Origin of the sequence: Parasaccharibacter sp. TMW2.1882, from assembly GCF_023337635.1 — a bacterium.
GTDB lineage: Bacteria > Pseudomonadota > Alphaproteobacteria > Acetobacterales > Acetobacteraceae > Bombella > Bombella apis.
Map to the genome: position 1 here is coordinate 226,428 of NZ_NWUT01000003.1, position 20,959 is coordinate 247,386.

General features: G+C 62.3%; 19 protein-coding genes. 10 read left to right on the forward strand and 9 right to left on the reverse strand.

The window, feature by feature from the left end:
* Positions 1 to 2: 2 nt before the first annotated feature.
* From CO583_RS08540 to CO583_RS08570, 7 genes are all read right to left on the reverse strand, one after another.
* A complete protein-coding gene (locus CO583_RS08540) occupies positions 3 to 782 on the reverse strand; it encodes a gluconate 2-dehydrogenase subunit 3 family protein (protein ID WP_249103359.1) in 780 nt (259 codons plus the stop codon).
* Positions 783 to 915: 133 nt separating this feature from the next.
* Entirely contained in the window at positions 916 to 1,758 is an 843-nt protein-coding gene (locus CO583_RS08545) for a hypothetical protein (protein ID WP_156878836.1), read from the reverse strand.
* On the reverse strand, positions 1,745 to 2,851 hold the full coding sequence (locus CO583_RS08550) for a hypothetical protein (RefSeq protein ID WP_081562913.1): 1,107 nt from the start codon (positions 2,849 to 2,851) through the stop codon (positions 1,745 to 1,747). The genes CO583_RS08545 and CO583_RS08550 overlap by 14 nt, the downstream gene beginning before the upstream one ends.
* On the reverse strand, positions 2,848 to 3,825 hold the full coding sequence (locus CO583_RS08555; RefSeq protein WP_043559345.1) for an Hsp33 family molecular chaperone HslO: 978 nt from the start codon (positions 3,823 to 3,825) through the stop codon (positions 2,848 to 2,850). Before CO583_RS08555 ends, CO583_RS08550 begins: the two co-directional genes overlap by 4 nt.
* Before the next feature lie 78 nt (positions 3,826 to 3,903).
* On the reverse strand, positions 3,904 to 4,872 hold the full coding sequence (argF, locus tag CO583_RS08560) for an ornithine carbamoyltransferase (protein WP_081562912.1): 969 nt from the start codon (positions 4,870 to 4,872) through the stop codon (positions 3,904 to 3,906).
* Positions 4,873 to 4,884: 12 nt separating this feature from the next.
* Positions 4,885 to 6,060, reverse strand: a complete 1,176-nt coding sequence (locus tag CO583_RS08565; protein ID WP_043559342.1) for an aspartate aminotransferase family protein — start codon at positions 6,058 to 6,060, stop codon at positions 4,885 to 4,887.
* Between the two features lie 205 nt (positions 6,061 to 6,265).
* Positions 6,266 to 7,909, reverse strand: a complete 1,644-nt coding sequence (locus CO583_RS08570; RefSeq protein WP_081562911.1) for a D-aminopeptidase — start codon at positions 7,907 to 7,909, stop codon at positions 6,266 to 6,268.
* Between the two features lie 91 nt (positions 7,910 to 8,000).
* Between CO583_RS08570 and CO583_RS08575 the strand changes: the two genes are divergently transcribed.
* The 9 genes from CO583_RS08575 to dld all read left to right on the forward strand — a co-directional run bounded on the left by CO583_RS08575 (position 8,001) and on the right by dld (position 18,579).
* Complete coding sequence (locus CO583_RS08575; RefSeq protein ID WP_043558945.1) at positions 8,001 to 8,606, forward strand: regulatory protein RecX; 606 nt, start codon at positions 8,001 to 8,003, stop codon at positions 8,604 to 8,606.
* A gap of 121 nt (positions 8,607 to 8,727) precedes the next feature.
* The gene (locus tag CO583_RS08580) at positions 8,728 to 9,183 is read left to right on the forward strand and encodes a CHAP domain-containing protein (protein ID WP_043559339.1); all 456 of its coding nucleotides are present in this window, start codon (positions 8,728 to 8,730) and stop codon (positions 9,181 to 9,183) included.
* 102 nt (positions 9,184 to 9,285) lie between these two features.
* The gene (locus CO583_RS08585; RefSeq protein ID WP_043558941.1) at positions 9,286 to 9,561 is read left to right on the forward strand and encodes a twin-arginine translocase TatA/TatE family subunit; all 276 of its coding nucleotides are present in this window, start codon (positions 9,286 to 9,288) and stop codon (positions 9,559 to 9,561) included.
* Positions 9,562 to 9,610: 49 nt separating this feature from the next.
* Complete coding sequence (locus tag CO583_RS08590) at positions 9,611 to 10,543, forward strand: bifunctional riboflavin kinase/FAD synthetase (protein WP_248630765.1); 933 nt, start codon at positions 9,611 to 9,613, stop codon at positions 10,541 to 10,543.
* Positions 10,544 to 10,613: 70 nt separating this feature from the next.
* Positions 10,614 to 13,583: an isoleucine--tRNA ligase gene (ileS, locus tag CO583_RS08595; RefSeq protein ID WP_086431552.1), complete on the forward strand. Its 2,970-nt coding sequence runs from the start codon at positions 10,614 to 10,616 to the stop codon at positions 13,581 to 13,583.
* Positions 13,580 to 14,116, forward strand: coding sequence for a signal peptidase II (gene lspA / locus CO583_RS08600; protein ID WP_081562907.1), 537 nt, complete (start codon positions 13,580 to 13,582; stop codon positions 14,114 to 14,116). Before ileS ends, lspA begins: the two co-directional genes overlap by 4 nt.
* Positions 14,117 to 14,195: 79 nt before the next feature.
* Complete coding sequence (locus tag CO583_RS08605) at positions 14,196 to 14,729, forward strand: DUF3035 domain-containing protein (RefSeq protein ID WP_043559333.1); 534 nt, start codon at positions 14,196 to 14,198, stop codon at positions 14,727 to 14,729.
* A 67-nt stretch (positions 14,730 to 14,796) separates the two neighbouring features.
* Positions 14,797 to 16,692 carry a DNA mismatch repair endonuclease MutL gene (gene mutL / locus CO583_RS08610; RefSeq protein WP_248630766.1) on the forward strand — a complete coding sequence of 632 codons (1,896 nt, stop codon included), beginning with the start codon at positions 14,797 to 14,799 and terminating at the stop codon, positions 16,690 to 16,692.
* 171 nt (positions 16,693 to 16,863) lie between these two features.
* Positions 16,864 to 18,579 carry a D-lactate dehydrogenase gene (gene dld, locus CO583_RS08615; protein WP_154981031.1) on the forward strand — a complete coding sequence of 572 codons (1,716 nt, stop codon included), beginning with the start codon at positions 16,864 to 16,866 and terminating at the stop codon, positions 18,577 to 18,579.
* A gap of 58 nt (positions 18,580 to 18,637) precedes the next feature.
* Here the strand turns inward: dld and CO583_RS08620 are convergent, their stop codons facing one another.
* Positions 18,638 to 19,195: a DUF1643 domain-containing protein gene (locus CO583_RS08620; RefSeq protein WP_248630767.1), complete on the reverse strand. Its 558-nt coding sequence runs from the start codon at positions 19,193 to 19,195 to the stop codon at positions 18,638 to 18,640.
* Positions 19,196 to 19,220: 25 nt separating this feature from the next.
* The gene (locus CO583_RS08625) at positions 19,221 to 20,426 is read right to left on the reverse strand and encodes a transglycosylase SLT domain-containing protein (RefSeq protein WP_052348959.1); all 1,206 of its coding nucleotides are present in this window, start codon (positions 20,424 to 20,426) and stop codon (positions 19,221 to 19,223) included.
* A 256-nt stretch (positions 20,427 to 20,682) separates the two neighbouring features.
* Between CO583_RS08625 and CO583_RS08630 the strand changes: the two genes are divergently transcribed.
* Positions 20,683 to 20,901: a hypothetical protein gene (locus CO583_RS08630; protein WP_043558926.1), complete on the forward strand. Its 219-nt coding sequence runs from the start codon at positions 20,683 to 20,685 to the stop codon at positions 20,899 to 20,901.
* The last annotated feature ends 58 nt before the right edge of the window (positions 20,902 to 20,959 follow it).

Here is a 20,959-nt window from a genome sequence, read left to right on the forward strand (position 1 = left end):
GTTCATCCCTCCTCATTCTGGAAAGAGGCGCTGTATGGGTCCGGTTTTGGAGGCATGCCGACCGGGCCCAGGGGATAGCGGGCCCCGTCCTGGTTGATCCAGTCCATGAAGTCCGCCCTGGCACCGGGAAAATCCATCATTTTCCAGCCAGCCATGTTGTGGTTGCCGCCATAGGCAGGGTCGGAGAAGGCCCCTTCCAGTGTATTGGTCCGCAGCTGCTCGAAGAAGGCGGCACTGGGAATGTCATTGAGGTGGAGCCTGTTATCTTCCAGCGCATGCAGCACCTCATCCTGCCATTGTGGCGAGAGGGCTGCAAAAACGGCATCATGCAGCATGAGGCAATGGGTGTTGATGGGCGTGATGGCCCCACGATAGAGGTCCTGTGGGCTGTAGGGCAGCTGGTAGCCCAGCTCTGGCGGCCCATTCACGAAGGGAGCCTTCATGTACCAGAGGTCACCCCGGCCGTAAGGGGTGGTCATCTGCCTGTCGATGAAGCGGGGTACGCCGAGGGCCTGGGCTCCCGGCCCGTTTTCATCCTGCGGAAAGATGCGCTCGCACGCATGGCAGAGAAAGAGATATTCCTCCGCACTGAAAAAGACGGGCCTGTAATGGGCGGGGTCATCATCCGGGGGGGCGGGCTGTTGTTTCCCATCCTTTTCGTCTGCCCGGGCGGCATGGCTGAGCAGGGGAAGGCTGGAGAGGGAGGCTGCCCCTCCCATGAAGCCACGCCGGGACAACGGGGCAGGAGCATCGTGGGAGGGAGGGGAGGAAGATGATGTCATCGCACAGGGCGGCCCGGTTTGAGAAAGTCCAGAAGAGGGGGCAGAATGGGAAAAAAGGCAGCAGAAGACAAGTTAACCAGCTGTCATGCCTGCTTTCTTCCGCCTTTTTTCCCGCATTGGGCGCACAGGTCCGTTATTGGGGCAGGGTGAGCATGTGGGGCTGGGGAGAATGGATGCGGCCTGCGGAAGGTGCCTGGCCTGTTTCCGTATCAGCCGGTTTCTGCCAGCTGCCGGCAGTGCTGGCAGCATTGCCAACGGCCCGGTCTGCCGTTGCGGTGGCACCGGTCACGACCGTGCTGGCCGGGGGCTGCGGTGCAGCCGGGGGTGTGCCGGACAGATCCGTGCTGCTCAGCTCCTGGCTCTGGATGGTGGCGGCATTCAGCGGTGTGCCTGTTGCGTCCGTCAGCCATGAGGCCAGATGGCTGCGAACCTGGTATTCCAGCTCGACATTCATGTCATCCATGAGCTGCGTGTTGAGCGTATGGAGGTTGTGCTCCAGCCCGAGCTTGCCCGGGGCATCAATCGTGCGCTGGACATGCGCCGTGATGAAGCCGTGGTGATGGCTGGCGGTGTCATTCAGGTTCAGCTGGACTGTATAACTCCCGCTGAGGGCATGGTGCGGGGCCTTGCTCATCTCCGCTTTCGTGATGGTGAAGCTGGCCGTACCGGATGCTCCCATGGCGTGCAGGCGCTGGCGCCCCATAAGGGCCAGAGCGTCGGCGGGGTTGGTCGGGCTGTGGGAGGACAGGGCGTCACTGTCGGGCTGGACCTGGTTGCTGACATCAACCTGGCTGACATTCAGGTTGAGGGGGGGCAGGTAGCTGTAATCCGGTGACGGGAATGTTTCCTCTCCGGAACCGCCGGAGGCACAGCCTGCCAGCAGAGCCAGCGCACAGCCCATTCCCAGGCTGAAGAGAGAGGAACGCAGCTTCATGCGGCTGACCAGATGAGGCGTTCTGGCACTATGGTTCGTCATGGTTTTCATGTCCGGCGCCTGTTGTTTTTTCGTGGTCCTGCGGGGTGAGCCGGTCCCGGTCGGGCAGGCCTGCTGTCCGACCGGCCTCAAAAAAGAAAGACTGCCCCCAGTGTCTGGAAGAAAATGGAAAAGATGTCCGGTTTTGTCCAGTCTCTTCCTGTGTGGTGGCCTGTGTATCGGTCTGGGAGGACGAAGGTGACAGGGCGATGTCCTTCCACAGGGCCGAGGCCTTGCCCACGCCATAATCTTCCAGCCGGAAGGGGTGGGCATGTTTCAGTTCCTCAATGCAGTTGGGGTTGCTGATGAACCATGAGAGGAGAAAGATGGGGACCAGTGGCGTAAGCGGCCCATCTCCCAGCAGGAGTTCACCCTGCGGGTGGTAGAAAAGGGGCTGCTGTGCTGTTTGCGGGTCTATCTGCCCTGCCGGGCCGGGCCAGAAGAGGTAGAAGGTTTCTCCGTTTCTTTCGTCACTGAAGCGGCAGGCCACACCTCTGTCTGTCGGCATGGTCAGTTCGGCCCGGATGATGCGGCCACTGAAAGGGGAGCAGGCCAGCGTGTGGGGGCCGGCGGGCCGTGTCTCCAGCATGGCCCGGATGAACCGGGGCGCAAAGGGCTGGCCAGTTGCATCCGCTGCCTCCAGCTCCAGTGAGGTCTCTTCACCATCCAGCAGTGTGGCGGGAGACAGGACAAGAAGCGACCTGCTGACAGAGCGGAACCAGAGGCCGAGCAGCTGGAGGCGGGCCGTGTGCGGCAGGTTGGTGAGTGGGGCCATGGCCTCATGCGGGAAGCAGGCCTCGGCTGGCAGAGGCGTTACCCGGCCCAGCAGCGTCGTGCTGAGTTGCTGTAGGGCGGGGGCAACGGCCTCCCTGATCTTCTGGCTCCAGTGTTTGTCCAGCGCCAGGGCGTGGCAGGCGAGGATATCCCCTTCAGGTGTGAGCCACCAGCAGGCTTCCTGCCCTGTGTGCCTGTGCTGGAGACTCAGGACCTCCATCCCGGCAGGGGCCGGATGACGCCCGTTGCACTGCCAGCCCGGATAGAGCCGTTCGACAGGCTGTCCGTCCCGCTGGAGAGGTACTGGAAGCCCTGCTGTCATGGCGCTCCAGCATCACCGTTTTTCTGGCCATCGGGCAGGCTTTCACGGGTGAAGGTGAAAGCTGTGTTGCAGAAATGGCATTCCATGGAGATCACGCCATCCTGTGCCATGTGGTCGAGGTCCTCCCCGCTGAAACGTTCCAGCACACCCTGGAGGCGGGCCCGGCTGCACCGGCATCCGAAAGAGAGAGGCCTGGCCGGGGCCAGCTCCACATCCAGCGTGCCGAAGAGACGGTTGATGAGCGCCCCGGGGGAGAGCTGTGGGTTGAAGAGCTCCTCTGCCGTCAGGGTCTGGCCAAAGGTGCAGGCCGTTTCCCACAGGTCCTGGATGGTGGCATCGGCTGGTCTGTGGTCATCATTGCCCGCAATCGGGGTGCTGTCTGGCAGGCGTTCCAGTACCAGGGCTCCGGCCTGCCAGCCCGCTTCCGTATGGCGGGAGAAGAGGTGGATGGCGCAGTCATGCTGCTCACTGGTCTGGAAATAATGTTCGGCCATGTCAGCCAGAGTGGGGCCTTCGAGCCCGACAATGCCTTGATAACGGTCGGTATCCGGCCCCTGATCCACGGTAAAGGCCATATAGCCCTTGCCCAGCAGTCCGGAAGCATCTTCCGGCAGGGGGAGGGTGTAATCTTCAGCCATGCGGGCGGTAAAGCGCAGTTCGCCTGTATCGGTGCAGTCTGCAAGGAACAGGGAAACAGGTCCGTCTCCTTTGACCTGAAGGGAGAAGGACCCTTTGAATTTGAGGGCCGTCGCCATGGCTGCCACGAGGGCGAGCGCCTGTCCGCCAAGGAGGCGGACCGGTTCTGGCAGTTCATCATGGCGGGAGAGGATGGCCCCGGCCAGCGGGCCAAGTGTGATCAGCCGCCCCCGTACTGGCACATGGCCAAGATGGAACGGTGTGATGGCATGGGCGACCGTGAGGTCGGGGACATCATGCGGGCGGGGCGTTGCTGCGGGCGTGGTGGTTTCTGTCACCGGGGTCACAATCCTCTCTGTCTGGCCTGCCTGGCCTGATGCCGTACCCCCTCCGGGGCAGGCATCAGGCGGAAGGGTCTAGCCCTGATAGGCCGAAAGATCATCCTTCTCCATGCACCAGAGCAGAAGCCCTTTCTGGGCATGCAGGCGGTTTTCGGCTTCATCAAACACGATGGAGGCCGGGCTTTCGAACACGGCCTTGCTGACTTCTTCCCCTATATGGGCAGGCAGGCAGTGCATGAACAGGGCCTGGGGTGAGGCCAGCGCCATGAGGGTTTCATCCACATGGTAAGGGCGGAACAGCCTGAGGCGTTTTTCCGCATCTTCATCCCCCATGCTGACCCATGTGTCCGTGATGACGGCATCCGCTCCTGCTGCGGCCTCCTTGGGGTCATGCGTCAGGCGGATGTCACCGCCATTGTCCCGGGCCCATTGCACTGCGGTTTCGGACGGGGTGAACTCCCCTTCCGGTGTGGCCAGATGCAGGGTGAAGCCCAGTCGGGCTGCGGCCTCGATCATGGAGGTGGCAACATTGTTGCCATCGCCGATCCAGGCCAGTTTTTTGCCGGTGATCGGCCCCCTGTGTTCCTCAAAGGTAAGGATGTCGGCCAGAATCTGTACAGGGTGGGAGATCGGTGTCAGCCCGTTGATGACCGGCACGCTGCTCCAGCGGGCCAGCTCACGCAGGTTGGCATCCTTGCCCGTGCGCAGCACGATGACATCCAGAAAACGGGAGAGGACACGGGCCGTATCGGCAATGCTTTCTCCACGCCCCAGTTGCATGTCGGATGGAGCCAGCACGTTGACGGTCCCGCCAAGCTGTTTCATCCCGACTTCAAAGGAGACACGGGTGCGGGTGGAGGGGCGGGACATCATCAGCCCCAGCGCACGGCCGGCCAGTGGCTGGCCGGGGCAGAGCGGATGTCTGCGCCCCTGCTGGAGAGCCTTGACCCGTGCGGCGAGCGTGAGGATGTGCCGCAGTGTCTCGGTGGAGTGGTCCTTGATGTCCAGGAAGTGACGGGGCGATGAGGCCTTGGTGGTACTCACGCAGGTGTCTCCTTACTTGTTGGCAAGGGCGTGAGCAGCACGCCCGATGCGGGTGCAGGCTTCCTGACAGTCAGCCTCGGTTGCAATGAGGGGCGGAACCAGACGCAGCACGTTGTCCCCTGCGCCTATGGCCAGAAGGCCCTCGGCCATGACAGCGGCCAGAACATCCCCGACAGGGATGCGGCAGCGCAGGCCCCGCATCAGTCCGACACCACGGACTTCCTCGAAAATGGTGGGATATTCCCTCACGCAGGCTTCAAGCATTGTGCCAAAGGCGGCACCGGTCTTGCGGACATGCTCCAGAAAGCCGGGTGACAGAATCTCTTTCAGCACGGCCAGCCCGGCCGAGCAGGCCAGTGGGTTGCCGCCATAAGTGGTGCCATGCGTGCCGGGTGTGAGGTGCTGGGCCAGGTCTTCACGGGCCAGTACAGCCCCGAGCGGTACGCCCCCGCCAATGCCTTTGGCGGAGGACACGACATCCGGTGTGATGCCTGCCTGCTCGAAGGCGAAGAGCGTACCGGTACGGCCCATGCCGCTCTGTACCTCATCAATGCCCAGATAGAGGCCTTTCTCATCGCACAGGGCACGGAGGCCCTGCAGGAATTCATGGTCTGCTGCCCGGATGCCACTTTCCCCCTGCACGGGTTCCAGCAGGATGCCGGCTGTCTGGTCTGTCACGGCGGCCCGGACGGCGTTGAGGTCGTTGAAGGGCACATGGTCGAACCCTTCCACCGGTGTGCCGAACCCTTCCAGATAGGCCGGGTTGCCGGTTGCGGAAATGGTGGCCAGTGTCCGTCCATGAAAGGCATTGTTGAAACAGATGATGCGTGTGCGTTCGGGGTGACCATTTTTGTACTGGGCCCGCCGGATCAGTTTGATGAGGCCCTCGTTGGCCTCCGCACCGGAATTGCAGAAGAGGACTGAATCCGCAAAGCTGTTCGCCACCAGCATGTCCGCCAGGGCCCTGGCCTGTGGAACCTGATAGAGGTTTGAGACGTGGATGACTTTGCTGGCCTGTTCGGTGATGGCCTTCACGAGGGCCGGGTGGCTGTGGCCAAGGGAGGACACGGCAATGCCAGCCCCGAAGTCCAGATAGCGTCGTCCATCCGTGCCGGTGAGCCAGAGGCCTTCGCCATGCTCAAAGGCAAGGTCAAAGCGTTTGTAGTTCGGCATGATGGAGGCGATCATGGTGGACGCGTTCCCGGTCTGAAAAATCAACGACATACAGCCCGTATCCGGTGGCGCATCAGTTCCATGCCTCCAACGGAAAATACCCCTGTCCGGTTTTCAGATCAGGGGGAGCTGCCCGACCATACTGCTTGCAGAACGGGGAATCGTCAAACCCTGTTTTGCAGGCAGGCCATGGAGGGCTTTGCAGCCGGACGCATGGCCTTCAGTCCGGCAGCCGCCGATAGATGAGATTCCGTGCCAGCCAGCAGCTGACACGCAGCTGGTGGAGGCGCCCGTTCCGCCGTTCGAAGTGGAGGGTCCAGTCGCCGGGCGGGGTGTGATCCAGAGCCCGGGGGCAGGGGAAGGCCCACAGGTCCGGTCCCAGTCCAGTCAGCCGTTCCATCCGCCCTGTTCCCAGAAAACCGGAGAACCCGCCATGCAGCAGCCCGCTCTGGCTGGTGATGGTGAAACGGGAGCCGTCCAGCTCCTCACATTCATAGTCTCCGGCAAGTTCTTCCGGGTCGGGCTGGGGGCTGGCAGGGTAGGGGCGGAGCAGGGCATGCCGGTTCTCCCCTGGCCGTTCCATGATGATGTGGGGCGTGGGGATTTCCTGTGTGCTGGCCTGCATGTGTTCGCCCTGTATATGCCGCACACGGAGGTTCCCGGCCTCGGCAAGCTGGGGGGAGATGATGTCCAGCGTTTCCGGCAGCATGAGGTAGCGGAGCTGAAGCTTGCCCGGTGCTGCTGCGGTGATGCGGGCGGAGAGGCCGGTTTCCTCATCCAGCCAGAGGCCCTCCAGTGCATGGGGAGCCTGTCTGCCAGAGGGGGCCTGTCGGGCAGCCGGTTTTCCCTCTTCTCCCAGAAAGGCCCGGAACAGGTTGGCGGCGGCCTGCTGGGCCGGGGACATGTGGTTGAAGAGGACCACGACAGAGAGGCGCAAGGCGGCACAGTGCAGCCGGTGGGACCGCCAGCCCCGCAGGGCGCCGCCATGGGCTGTGATCTCATGGCCTGCGATGGTGCCATGCTGCAGCCCGAAGCCGTAAGGCGCCTTGTGCCCGTTATCGAACAGGACGGGGCGGCTCATGCGGTTATAGAGGCCTTCGGGGTCATCACGCTGCTGGTCGATGAAACGTTCCCAGGCGATCATGTCATCCAGCGAGGCTGCCATCCCGGCATCCCCTGTCCAGTAGATGTGATTGCGGGCGGGCCAGTAGCCGCCCTCCTGTGTCCCCTCATAGCCGGTTGTGCCATCGGGCAGGGCGCTGGTTTCCGCCGCCAGGATGGCCCGCCTCATGCCGACCCTGTCGAAAACATGCTGCTGGAGCAGCTCGGCAAAGCTCAGCCCGCTTTCTTCTTCCATCGCCTCGGAAATCAGACGGAAATTCTGGTTGACGTAGGAATAGGATGTGCCGGGAAGAAACTGGAGGGACCGTGTCCCGGTGATGACCCTGTCGGAATCCGCCGGGCTGAATGTGCCTTCAATGGCGGCACCATGCAGCATGGCCACGGCCCAGTAATCCCGCAGGCCGGACTGGTTGTGAGCCAGCTGTGTGACAGTGGGCGGGTCGGAGCGGAGCCGGGGCAGCCGCCTGTGGATGTATGGGGCCAGGGTTTCCGGGTTTTCGTAACGGTCCAGCAGGGTGGCGCAGGTGAACTGCTTGGTGATGGAACAGATGCGGAACAGGCTTGCGGGCGTGAAAGGCAGGCGGCGTTCCAGCGAGGCATAGCCCCAGCAGTGCCGGGCGATCACTTCCCCCTCATGCAGGACGGCAACAGCTCCACCGGGGCCGGGATAACGGGAGGCCGTGGCGTGCATTTCTTCCTTCAGGCGCCCGGTCCGGGGCAGGATGGAGTGTTGTGCGTGCATGAGAACTCACTGGCGGGTACTATGGAGAGGCCTGTTACCAGTGATGAAGATTTTGGACGGGCAGGGCAAGAGCAAGTTATGGACTGATCGCATGGATGTTATCCCACCTTCACCAGATTATCAGAGCCTGAAAGACGCAGCTCTGGCCCATCTGGCCCGCTTTGCCACGACCCGGCAAAGCTTGCGGCAGATGTTGCAGCGGCGTGTTCGCCGCTGGGGGGTACGGGCTGCCCGGGCTGGCATGTTTGCCGAGGAGGTCGCTGCACATGAGGCCGTCTGCCTGCCGGTTATCGACCAGATCGTGGAGGAGATGGGGCGCCTCGGAGCTGTGGATGATGCGGCCTTTTCCCGTTCCAGGTCCCGCAATCTGGCCCGTGCTGGGCGGTCCCGCCGAGCTGTGCAGGCCCATCTTCAGGCAAGGGGCGTTGATGGTGAGACGGTCCGGCAGGCGGTGGATGAGAGCCTGGGAGAGGCAGGGGAGGAGCAGGCCCATCAGGCCGAACTGGCCGCCGCACTCATCCTGGCTCGCAAAAGGGCGGTCGGGCCATTCCACAGGCCCGACAGGCCGGAGAAGGAACACATGAAGGTACTGGCCATTTTTGCCCGCAACGGTTTTTCGCAGGATGTTGCGGAGAAGGCGCTTGGAATGGACAGGGAGGATGCGGAAGATCTGATTATCGGATTCCGGTCCCTGTGATGTTCCGTTGGGCAGGAACCAGATTCAGCCTCAATGTCCGGTTAGGCTGATGTCTGGCGAGAATGGGCAGAGCGTGAGGTGGACCATGCAGAAAAGCGGGGCTGTCATGCAGGGATGGCAGATGTGGGACCGCCGGAAGGAGGTGCTGGCCCTGTGTGTCTGCCTCACTCTCGGAGCATGCAGCTCGGTCGGATCCTACCATGGGCCGGTGCAGTGTGCGCCTTATGCGCGGCAGGTGAGTGGGGTCAACCTGCGGGGGCGGGCTGCCAGCTGGTGGTGGGAAGCCCGGGGCCATTACCAGCGTAGCCACAGGCCACAGCCGGGGAGTGTGCTGGTGTTCCGGGCAAGCTCCCGTATTCCGGATGGGCATGTGTCGGTCGTGCGGCGCCTGCGGACGAGGCGGCGGATTGAAGTGGATCATGCCAACTGGGTTGGCGGGCGTATTGAGCACAGTGTGCCGGTGGAGGACATCTCCCCAAGGGGGGACTGGTCGCTGGTCCGGGTCTGGTGGGCCCCGGCAGGAAGTATGGGCAGGCGTGCATATCCCACCTATGGTTTTATCCTGCCAATGCGCTAGGATGCCTTCACGACATGGGTGGGCCCATGGGCCGGGGGTTGCACAATCAGTACGCCCCTGCCACATGGGGGACGCCTCAACCTTATCAGGGAGTATGGTCCTATGGGCAGCATGAGTCCGATTCACTGGATAATCCTTGCCGTTATTGTACTGGTGCTGTTCGGTGGTGGCGGCAAGATCAGCAGCCTGATGGGCGATTTCGCCAAGGGGATCAAATCCTTCAAGAAGGGCATGGCCGAGGATGACCGGGAGGGAACCGCCGCCCCGCAGCAGGCTGACGAACGTCTGTCCCCGCCCCAGCCCCAGCAGGGTACGGCAGCGCCCCATCAGCAGCCGGATGCCCGTATGGCTGATGATGAAAGCCACCGTTCCCGCTGATCCCGCTCTGCGGAACAGTTCCGGCACCTGAAGACCCGATGATACCCATATGACTTTCTGCACAGACTGGCGGGCCGTGCCCCGCTCCTGCTGGGGTGCGGCCGTGGCTCTGGGCAATTTTGATGGCGTGCATCGAGGTCATGTCCATTTGCTTCAGAGCCTGAAGATGGCTCGCCCCGGCTGTCGGTTGGGGGTGCTGACCTTCGAGCCACATCCACGGTCTTTTTTCCGTCCGCAGGACCCACCCTTCCGTCTCATGCGGCCGGAGGTGCGTGCCGCCGCCCTGAAGGAACAGGGCGTAAGCTGCATCGTGCAGGCAGAGTTTGATGAGGCTTTTTCCCATCTGGGTGCCGAGGCCTTCGTGCGGGATGTGCTGATCGAGGGGCTGCATGTGGCTCATGTGGCCTGTGGGGCGGACTTCGCCTTCGGGCACCGGCGGGAGGGTGATGTCACGTTTCTGGAGCAGCTTCTGGTGGAGCATGGTGTGGGCGTCAGTATCGTCCCGCAGCTGGCGGATGTGGCAGGGCCGGTGTCTTCCAGCCGGATACGCCGTCTCCTTCAGGAGGGTTATCCCGAGAAGGCAGCGGAGCTTCTGGGGCGCAACTGGGCCATCACGGGAGAGGTGGTCCAGGGGGATCAGCGGGGGCGCCTTCTGGGGTTCCCGACAGCCAACATTGCGCTGAAGGAGCATCTGGAGCCTGCCAGGGGTGTCTATGCCGTGAGGGTGCAGATGCCGGACGGCCGGCTCGTGCCCGGCGTGGCCAATCTTGGCCGCCGCCCGACCATCAATGACGGGCGGGAGAGCCGGCTGGAGGCTCATCTTTTCGGTGTGGATGAGGACCTGTACGGCCAGATTCTGGGGGTGGAGCTGGTTGCCCTGCTCCGGGACGAGAAACGCTTTTCCTCCCTTGATGAGCTGAAGGCCCATATTGCGGCAGATGCCGCACAGGCGAAGCAGGTGCTCGGCAAGACAGGGGGTTGACCGGGACGGCAGGCTCTCTCCATAAGTACAGTTATTTTTATCCCGTACTGAGAGCTGGCGCACCTATTCCATGTCTGAGCCTGTAGAAAAGACCGATACCGTTTTCCGTGAGCAGCAGGAGCGTTACCGGGGAACGGTCTTCCTGCCCAAGACGTCTTTCCCCATGCGGGGCAACCTGCCAAAGCGGGAGCCGGACATGCTGGCCCATTGGGCGGAGGCGGGGCTGGATGGCCAGATAGCGGAGGCCGGGCGTCGGGCGGACAGCATCTTCACGTTGCATGATGGCCCGCCCTATGCCAACGGGCATATCCATATCGGCCATGCCCTCAACAAGGTGATGAAGGACGTCATCAACCGTGCCCAGCGCATGAATGGGGCGCAGGTGCGCTACATGCCGGGATGGGACTGCCACGGCCTGCCGATCGAGTGGAAGGTCGAGGAGGAATATCGCCGGAAGGGCAAGGACAAGGATGCCGTGCCGGTTCTCCAGTTCCGTGCGGAATGTCGGGAATATGCCGCAAAGTGGGTGGAGGCCCAGCGGGAGGACTTCAAGCGTCTGGGCATCCAGGCGGAGTGGGACAACCGCTACGTGACGATGGACTTCGCCTCCGAGGCGCAGATTGCCGAGGAAATCGGCAAGTTCCTTCTCAATGGCCGTCTCTATCGTGGGTTGCGCCCCGTGATGTGGAGTCCGGTCGAGAAGACGGCCCTGGCCGAGGCGGAAGTCGAATATCACGACATCACCTCCACGACCCTGTTCGTGGCTTTCCCCAATGTGAAGGACCCGACGGAAGGGCAGCTGCTCTCCGGTGCCTCGGCCGTGATCTGGACCACGACCCCGTGGACGATCCCCGTCAACCGGGCACTCGCTGCCGGGCCGGATATCACCTACACGGTCATCCATGTCACCGGCGTGGCCGAGGACAGTCTCGTGCCGGTCGGGGCAAAGCTGATCGTGGCCGTGGACCGTCTGGAAGACTTCCTCTCCGGCGCAGGCGTTACCGGGCATGAGGTCCTTCACACCCTTCCCGGCCGTGCGCTGGAAGGAGCCGTGTTCGCCCATCCGCTGCGGGGGCGTGGGTTTGATTATGACGTGCCGCTGCTGCTTGGTGATTTCGTCACGACGGATGCCGGTACCGGTCTGGTGCACATGGCCCCGGCGCATGGTCATGACGACTTCATGCTCTGCCGTGCCCACGGCGTGGAAGTGACGGAAGAGGTCTGCGACAACGGAACCTATGTGGACTGGATGCCGGAGCTTGGGGGTGTTCATGTCTTCAAGGCCACGCAGCCCGTATGTGATCTGCTGACACAGGTGCGGGATCAGGCCCGGCAGGACGGTGCCCCGGCCCGTGGCCTTATGGCCCGGGCGGAGATCGTCCATTCCTATCCCCATTCGTGGCGGTCCAAGAAGCCGGTGATTTTCCGGGCCACGCCGCAGTGGTTCATCGCCATGGAGCCCCGTGAAGGGGATGAGGGTGGCCCAGGCCTGCGTGAGCGTGCCCTGAAGGCCCTTGATGACATCAGCTTCGTACCGGCCAGCTCCCGCCGCCGCCTGACGAGCATGATCGAGCAGCGGCCGGACTGGTGCATCTCCCGCCAGCGGTCCTGGGGCGTGCCGATCGCCGTGTTCGTGGAGAAACGCACCGGTGAGGTGCTGCGGGATGCCGATGTGATGTCCCGCATCGTGCAGAGCTTCCGGGAGCGTGGGGCGGATGCCTGGTATGACACGGACCCTGCCGTCTATCTCGGTGAAGGCCGCAATCCGGAAGACTATGATCAGGTTTTCGACATTGTTGACGTCTGGTTCGAGAGCGGATGCAGTCACCGTTTCGTCCTGCATCAGGAGGGCGTGAACTACCCGGCTGACCTGTATCTGGAAGGTTCCGACCAGCATCGTGGCTGGTTCCAGTCTTCCCTGCTGGAAAGCGTGGGAGCCGAAGGCGTGGCGTCCTACAGGACGGTCGTGACGAACGGGTTCGTGCTGGACGGGCAGGGGCGCAAGATGTCCAAGTCCCTCGGCAACACCATCGTGCCGGATGACGTGACGAAGACGCTGGGTGCGGACGTGCTGCGCCTGTGGGTCCTGAACTCTGATACCAATGAGGACCTCCGCATCAGTCAGGAGATTCTCAAGCAGCAGGGCGAGCTGTACCGCCGTGTGCGGAACACGCTGCGCTGGCTTCTGGGGGCACTGGATGGCTTCACGCAGGCCGAGGCCCTGCCGCTGGGTTGGGATGACGTGTCCGCCCCGGTGGACGTGATGCTGGACAGGCTGGTCCCGGACGAGGCGGCCCGTGCCCTCCGCCACAAGGCAACGGTGAAGGCCCGCAAGGCCCTGCCGCTGCTGGAGCAGTATATCCTGCACCGTCTGTACGAGCTGTACCAGCGTGTGCAGGAGGCGGTGAAGACCCATCAGTGGAACGGCGTCTATCCGCTGCTGCACAATTTCTGCAACAATGAGCTGTCGGCCTTCTATTTCGACATCCGCAAGGACGTCCTCTACTGCGATCCGACGGACTCCCATGCACGCCGGGCGGCCCGCACCGTGCTGGACGTGCTGCACCGTGCCCTGACGACGTGGCTGGCCCCGGCTCTGGTCTTCACGGCGGAAGAGTCGTGGCAGGCCCGTTTCGGGCAGGAAGGCAGCGTGCATCTGGAGCGCTTCTTCGTGCCGGAAGAAGGCTGGCATGATCCTGAACTGGCCGGACGGTGGGAGACCCTGCGTCAGGTCCGCCGCCGTGTCACCACGGCTCTGGAAGTCGCCCGTCGGGAAGGGTTGATCGGCTCCTCGCTGGAGGCCCAGGTCCATCTGCCCCTGACGGCCGATGAGCAGGTCGTGTCCGAAGGGATCGACTGGGCGGAGCTTTGCCTGGCGTCCGAGGTCCATGTGCAGCCGGGTCAGGCCGAGGATGAGGTGAGGGTCAGCCGTGCGGACGGGCAGAAATGTGCCCGCTGCTGGCGTGTCCTGCCTGATGTCGGGCAGAATGAGGACCACAGCCATCTCTGCCTGCGCTGTTTTGGTGCGGTGAGTGCATGAGGTCGGCCCGGGCTGAAGGTACAGGGAGCGGCGCATCCCCGGCCCCTGTACCGGGGTCGCCACGGTGGCGGCTGGTCGGGTTGGTAACGGCTCTTGCTGTCCTGTTCGTGGACCAGGCGAGCAAGGCATGGATTCTCTACGGGCTGAACCTGCCGGCACGGGGGACCATGGATGTCATGCCCTGCCTCAGCTTCACGATGGTATGGAATCACGCCGTGACGTTCGGCATGTTCGGCGGGCACGGACGCTGGCTGTTCATTGCCATCTCCCTGCTGGCAGTGTTGGGGCTTCTGGTCGTTCTTCTGCGGTCACGCCGTCGGCTGGTCAGTCTTGCCTGCGGCGGAATCATCGGGGGCGCCATTGGCAATGTGATAGACCGTCTTCATTACGGGGCTGTAGTGGATTTCCTGCATTTTCATGTCGGGGGATGGTCCTGGTATGTTTTCAACATTGCGGATTCCGGCATTGTCTGTGGTGTTGGCCTGTGGCTGCTGGACTCCTTTCTGGCGGAGCGGCGGAGCCGGAATGGCTGAAGTGACAACCGGCTTGCCCATTGCAGGCAGGCCCTATAGGATTGGGCATCTTTTTGTGAGTGCAGTGCGGGAACCTGTCATGCGGCTTTTTGCTCCTTCAGTTATACGTCACGGAGTCCGGTTGGGTGCTCTGGCCACGTTCGGGCTGGCGTTGGCTGGGTGCTCCGGCAGTGATGTGGCGCGTGGCTTCGGCCTTCAGCGCAGCCTGCCGGATGAATACGCCGTGACGACGCGTGCGCCACTCTCCATGCCACCCTCGGAGAAACTGGCCCTTCCGGGGGCAGCCAGTGCCAACCGCCCGGATGAAAGTCCCCGTATGCAGGCGCTGGAGACGCTCGCCCCGGATGTCGCTCTTCACCCCAATGAGGGGACGGAGAGCGTCGGGCAGGAGGCCCTTGTCCAGCGGGCCACATCGGCGGCCCGTGGTCCGAACAATGCCGAACTTGGCGATGCTGATGCTGGATTTGTGGACAGTCTTCTTTTCTGGCGGGGTGGCCGGGCTGGCAATGTTGTGGATGGCGAAGCGGAAAATCGCCGCATCCAGAAGAATGCGGCCCTGGGGCAGAGCTTTGCTGAAGGCGCCACGCCGACCCTGCGGAAGGGTGGCAAATAAGAGCTTCCAGGCTCTCCTTTTGCGGTTGGTGTTCCGTCCTGTTCTGCCTCCTGTTTGAGGAGAAGTCATGATGAGGCCTGTCATCCGCCGTCTTTCCAGCCATGTTGTGGATCTTATTGCCGCTGGTGAGGTGGTGGAGCGTCCGGCGGCGGCGCTCAAGGAACTGGTGGAAAATGCGCTGGATGCCGGGGCGACCCGTCTTGAGGTCACCCTGCGGGGGGGCGGCTGTGAGCTGATTGATGTCCGGGATAATGGCCGGGGGATGGAAGCCGAGGAGCTGCCCCTGGCGGTGGAGCGGCACTGTACCTCCAAATTGCCGGATGATGACCTGACGGCCATAAAAACACTGGGGTTTCGGGGGGAGGCGCTGCCATCCATCGGGGCCAGTGCCCGCCTTTTCCTGACATCACGGACAGAAACGGCTGAAACGGCCTGGGAGCTTTCCGTGCAGGGGGGTGTTGTCAGCGGGCCGGTGCCTTCTGCTGGTTCTGTGGGGACCCGTGTTGTGGTGCGGGACCTGTTCTTTGCGACACCGGCCCGCCGCAAATTTCTCAAGACAGCCAGAGTGGAGGGCAATCACGCTGAAGCCGTCATGCGGCGTGTGGCGTTGAGTGCGCCGGATTGTGCCATCAGTTTCGTCATGGATGGGCGGGAGATATTCAATCTGCCGCCGCAGGATGTCCGTGCCCGTGTGGCCAGCATTCTTGAAGTGCCCGAAGATGGCCTTCTGACGGTTGATGAGCAGCGTGGCCCCATGCGGCTGGGCGGGTATATCTGTGGTCCGGGTGAAACCAGGCGGACAGGCAGCGGCCAGTTCATGCTGGTCAATAATCGCCCTGTGATGGACCCCATCCTGCGGACTGCCATACGGGTGGCCTATCGGCCCGTGATCGAGAAAGGGCGTTTCCCTGTTCTCCTGCTGCATCTGCGCCTTCCGCTTGATCGTGTGGATGTGAATGTCCATCCTGCCAAGACAGAGCTGCGGTTTGCGGATGAGGCCGAGGTGAGAGCTTTTGTCATCGGGGCTGTGGGGCGTGCGTTGGCCCGTAGCGCCGGGGACGGTGGAGGCATACAGGCCGATCTTGGCATCATTGGCCGTCGGGCGGCTTCCATTGGGCAGAACGTGCCGGGTACGTCCTATTCATATGATCATACGGGCGCCCGGGCTGTTCCTCCGGCCGATCTTGGTCTGGGGACGTCCGTTCGCCGTTTTGCTTCGTCTGCCGTGATGGAGGAGCGGCAGTCTGCTCCCGGCCTTGCGGAGCCGCAGCAGGGTTATGTGACGTCGGGCCGGGTTGCGCAGGTGGAAGATGGCGGAGGGGAGGAGGTGCCTCATCCGTCTGTTGGCGGCAGACAGCCGGAGCAGCCACTTGGTGTGCCGATCGGGCAGATTCATGCCACCTATATTCTCTCGATTGCCCCGGATGGTGACCTGATCCTGACAGACCAGCATGCTGCCCATGAGCGTCTGACCCATGAGCGCCTGCGTGCCCGTTTTGCTGAAGGGGCCGTGCAGGCGCAGGCCCTTCTGATGCCGGAGGTGGTTGATCTGCCGCATGGGGCGGCCGAGGCGCTGTCACGATGTGCGGAGGAGCTGGCCCGTTTTGGTCTGGAGATAGAATCTTTTGGCAGTGGGAGCGTTCTGGTCCGCAGTCTGCCCGCCCCATTGAGCGGTAGTGACGTGGCGGGCCTTCTGCGGGATGTGGCGGATGAACTCGTGCAGATGCCTGACCTGCCAGCCCGGCAGACAGACAGTCTGGATGGGCGGTTTGAAGCCATCATGGCCCGGATGGCCTGTCATGGCAGCATCCGTGCCGGCCGTATTCTCAAGCAGGAGGAAATGGATGCTCTGTTGCGGGGCATGGAACAGCATCCCCGGGCCAATACCTGCCCTCATGGCCGTCCGACATGGTTGAAGCTGGACAAGGACGGGCTGGAGAAACTTTTCGGGCGGACCAGGTAATACTGGTGCCGAAAGGCATTTCACATTTCTTTGACAGGAAAACAGGGCGGCCCAAAGGGCCTTTCTATGGTTTTCATCGCATTGAAAGAGGTAATGTCACATCTTGTTTCATGGATGTGCCCTTTCCTTCCCGGAGTTGATCTTGAAGGAAAGGGGCGGAAAGAGGATGGAATGGTCGATCTTGTTGGCGAGTTGAAATCTGTTGTTGGCACCAGATATGTCCTGACCTCGGAAAGTGCGACCTACGGGTACCGCAAGGGGTTCCGGTTTGGTGATGGCCGGGTGGAAGCCGTCGTTATTCCCGGCTCTCTGGTTGAGCTGTGGCGTGTCTCGAAGCTGGCGGTGGAATCAGGGCGCATCATTCTCATGCAGGCGGCCAATACAGGGCTGACGGGCGGCTCCACACCGGATGGCAACGATTATGACAGGCCGATCATTCTCATCAGCACACGCAGGCTGAAAGGTATCCAGCTTCTGGGAGAAGGCCGACAGGTTGTCTGCCTGCCGGGGGCGGATCTTTACGAGCTGGAAGAAAAACTGGCTCCGCTGGGGCGGGAACCCCATTCGGTCATCGGGTCTTCCTGCATCGGGGCTTCTGTCCTCGGGGGGGTGAGCAACAACTCGGGCGGGGCCCTGGTGCAGCGTGGTCCGGCTTATACGGAAATGGCCCTCTATGGACAGGTGGATGCCGAGGGCAGGCTGAATCTGGTCAATCATCTGGGCATCCGCTTCCCGGATGAAGCTGTGGCAGAATCCGTGCTGGATGCGCTGGAACATGGTCGTTACAGCCCGGATGATGTGGACTGGTCGGGCACGAGAAAGGCCCATGATGATGATTACGTCAACCGTATCCGCCAGGTCGATGAGGCATCCCCGGGGCGTTACAATGCGGACCCGGGCCGTCTGTTCGAGGCATCCGGTAATGCGGGAAAGCTGATCGTCTTTGCCGTGCGGCTGGATACCTTCCCGGCAGCGAAGGATACGGCCGTCTTCTATCTTGGCACCAACCGGACCGATACGTTGGAAAAGGTTCGGCGGCATCTTCTGACGGCGTTTGAGGAGCTGCCCGTTGCGGGTGAATACATGCATAGGGATGCTTTTGCCATTGCGGATGAATACGGGCGGGATACCGTGGCGCTGATCCGCTTTCTGGGAACGAAACATCTGCCGCTCATGTTCCGTCTGAAGGCTCGTGTGGATGCCTTCGCCCGGCGTTTCTCATGGGTACCGGACGGGCTGAGCGACCTGCTCATGCAGTCTGGCAGCCGGTTCCTGCCTTCGCAGGTGCCAGCCCGCATGAGGGCCTATCACGAGAGATATGACCATCACCTCATGCTGCGTGTATCTGGCACGCTGGCCCGGCAGGTCCGCCCATGGCTGGAGAGCTTCTTTACCGAAGGGCAGGAGGTGGAGGGTGCCTTCTTTGAGTGTACGGCGCAGGAGGGGACGCTGGCTTTTCTGCACCGGTTTGCGGCGGCGGGGGCAGCAAACCGGTATGTGGCTGTTCATGGCAGGAAGACGGGCGGCATGATGGCACTGGATGTCGCTCTGCGCCGCAATGACTGGGAGTGGCAGGAGCGTCTTCCGCCGGAGGTGGACGACCAGCTGCTGCTGAAGCTCTATTACGGGCACTTCCTCTGCCATGTCATGCATCAGGATTATGTTGTCAGGCCTGGTGTGGACCCCATGGAAGTTGAGACGACCATGATGTGGCCAATACTGGACAAACGGGGAGCCCGTTATCCGGCCGAGCATAATGTGGGGCACCTCTATCATGCTCCGCAGAGCATGGCCGCCCATTACCGCTCGCTCGATCCTTGCAACTGTTTGAATCCCGGCATTGGCCGTCAGACAAAGAAGAAAAATTGGGTCGCAGAAAGCGTCTGAAGCCAGATGGGCGCGCCTCCCCTTGCGGGAAAGCCCTGTCTGCGTGGTGGGAGGTGGATCAGAAATCGTCTGCCGTCAGGGGGACGGGTGTAAGGTCCGCCGGGAGATAGAGCGGGTGTTCGGGGCGATGGCCTTTGCGGCTCAGCCGCAGGGCCGTGACCCTGTGACCAGCCCGGAGCAGCAGCCGTGCCACCTCAGGTCCCCGGTAGCGCAGCTCCTTGGCCTGCGGGGTGCCGTAGGCCAGCACGATGAGTTCAGCCTGTCCAGCCATGTCCAGCAGGTAGTGGTCGGTCTCCGGGCCGACGGGGTCGGCAACTTCGAGAAGGCGTTTCTGGTCCGTGCAGCGATAGGCGAAGCTGTTGCCCACGAACATGCCGCCATAACCCCATTGCCGACTGTAACGCTGGCATTTGGCCACGGAACGGTCATCTCCATATTCCGTGGCGACAGAGGGATTCATCATGATCCACATGATGAGGGGCCCTGTCGCATTCCAGATACGCCTGAGCGTATAGCGGTAACAGTCACCTGGCCCGGCATAGAGGGCTGTGCTGGTGACATCATCAGCGAGCCGGAGTGGCCTGGCCGTGCCGACATGGTGTGGTGTGTGCGGCATGTCCCGTGTGTTCCTCCGATGATGGTCAGGGAGCGTTGGGGGGAATTGTCAGGCAGTCTATGGTCCCCCGCAGATGCCTGCACGCCCCGGTAGCCTGGCTGTGCGTCAGGTTGATGAGCCGGGCCCGGTAGAGTGTACCTCTGGCCGTACGAACGGGCATGACATGGACGGAGGCCCCGCCGGCAATGGGGGTAATGCGGGGGCGTAGCTGTGTGGCAACCATGAGGGCCTGTTTTTCACCAGCATAGCTCCCCAGCTGGATGGCCCAGTCATGGGTTGATTCGGCCAGCATGTCTGTTGCTCCCCTCCGTCTGGCTGGGGCATCAGCCAGGGGAATGGACTGGATGCGCAGCGTATTTCTCTGTGGTTCTGGCGGAAAGGAGCGTGGTGGAGGCGAATGGGGCCGGGCGATGGGAGCTGCTGGCTGCGGCTGAGGGGAGGAAAAACCGCGGGCGGCCCATGCGGCCCGGATATCCTGTGTTTCGGCTGTTTGGACAGCCTGTCCGGCCGTGGTGGTTTCGTCATAGCTCCCACCACCATCCAGAGGTGTAGCCGTATCCATGCGGGCGGGCCCCTGCGCCGTCCTGTCATGGCGGGCCACGATGAGGTCATTGCGGGAGCGCTGATGCGGCCAGATGCCCATGATCTTGGGGGCAATGGCCGCCACATAATTGCGTGTCTCCCGTGGGAGGGCCCTGTTCTGGCGGAGGTAGTGGTCCAGACTGCCCGGGCCATAATTATAGGCAGCCAGAAAGCCGGGAGAGCCGTATATTTCATACATCTGGCGGATATAGGCTGTTCCGGCGAGAATGTTGTCGTGCGGGTCGTAGGGGTCAGGTCCCAGATTGTACTGGGTCCGCAGGTCGTCATAGGCGGGTGGCATGATCTGCATCAGTCCCATGGCGCCGGGCGTGGAGGTGATGAAGTTGCCATAACGGTCATACAGATGCCCCCCTGATTCCTGATGCATGACGGCCCTGATCCATTCAGCAGGCACATCGAAACGGTTTGATGCTTCATTGATGTAAGGTCCCCAGGGGTCTTCAGGCGGGCCGGGCGGTGTGTAGTGCGAGCGGGCATGGGCCTGATAGTCTGCCTGTTCCTCCAGCACGGGCATGGTCGGGCTGTTGCCGCTGGGACGTGTGGCGCAGGCTGCCAGAAGGGCAGGGAGGAGCAGGGCAAGGCAGAGGCGGACCATACGCAGGGTAGAGGACGGGGCAGTGCGTATCATGGGGGCTTCCTGAACAGGGACATGCGTGAGCTTCCTCTCCCTATCATGGAAATGATGGAGGGCAGAGAGGAGCCTGGTTTTTATAAGTAAAGATCACGTTATAAAAGAGGTTTAATGGAAGGTAGGGGATTGAAAAAAGGAAGGAAACGGGACTACTGTAGAGGGGATTATATTGGCTGGCAGCGGGAGCTGCTCCGTTCTGTACCTGCCCGAGGCGGGGGAATGGTTTTATTGGTAGGAATTGAAGGACGAGATCATGTCTTACGCTGCGCTGGATGCAGGCCGTGTTGCCCGTGCTGCCGAGCTGGCCCTGCAGACGCTGGCCGGGGAGAGGGAGACCTCTGAGGCGCATCAGCGTAAAACGATCCTGATCGAGCGTATACATGCTCTTGCCAGAGCCGCCGCAGATACGGCAGGACAGGGGACGGTGACGCTGACGTCCGAAGAGTTCTGGCTGATTTCCCGGAACTGGTGACGTGTCAGTGGGGCATGGCGAATGAATGATCATATGATTCTGAGAGACTGGGTGTCAG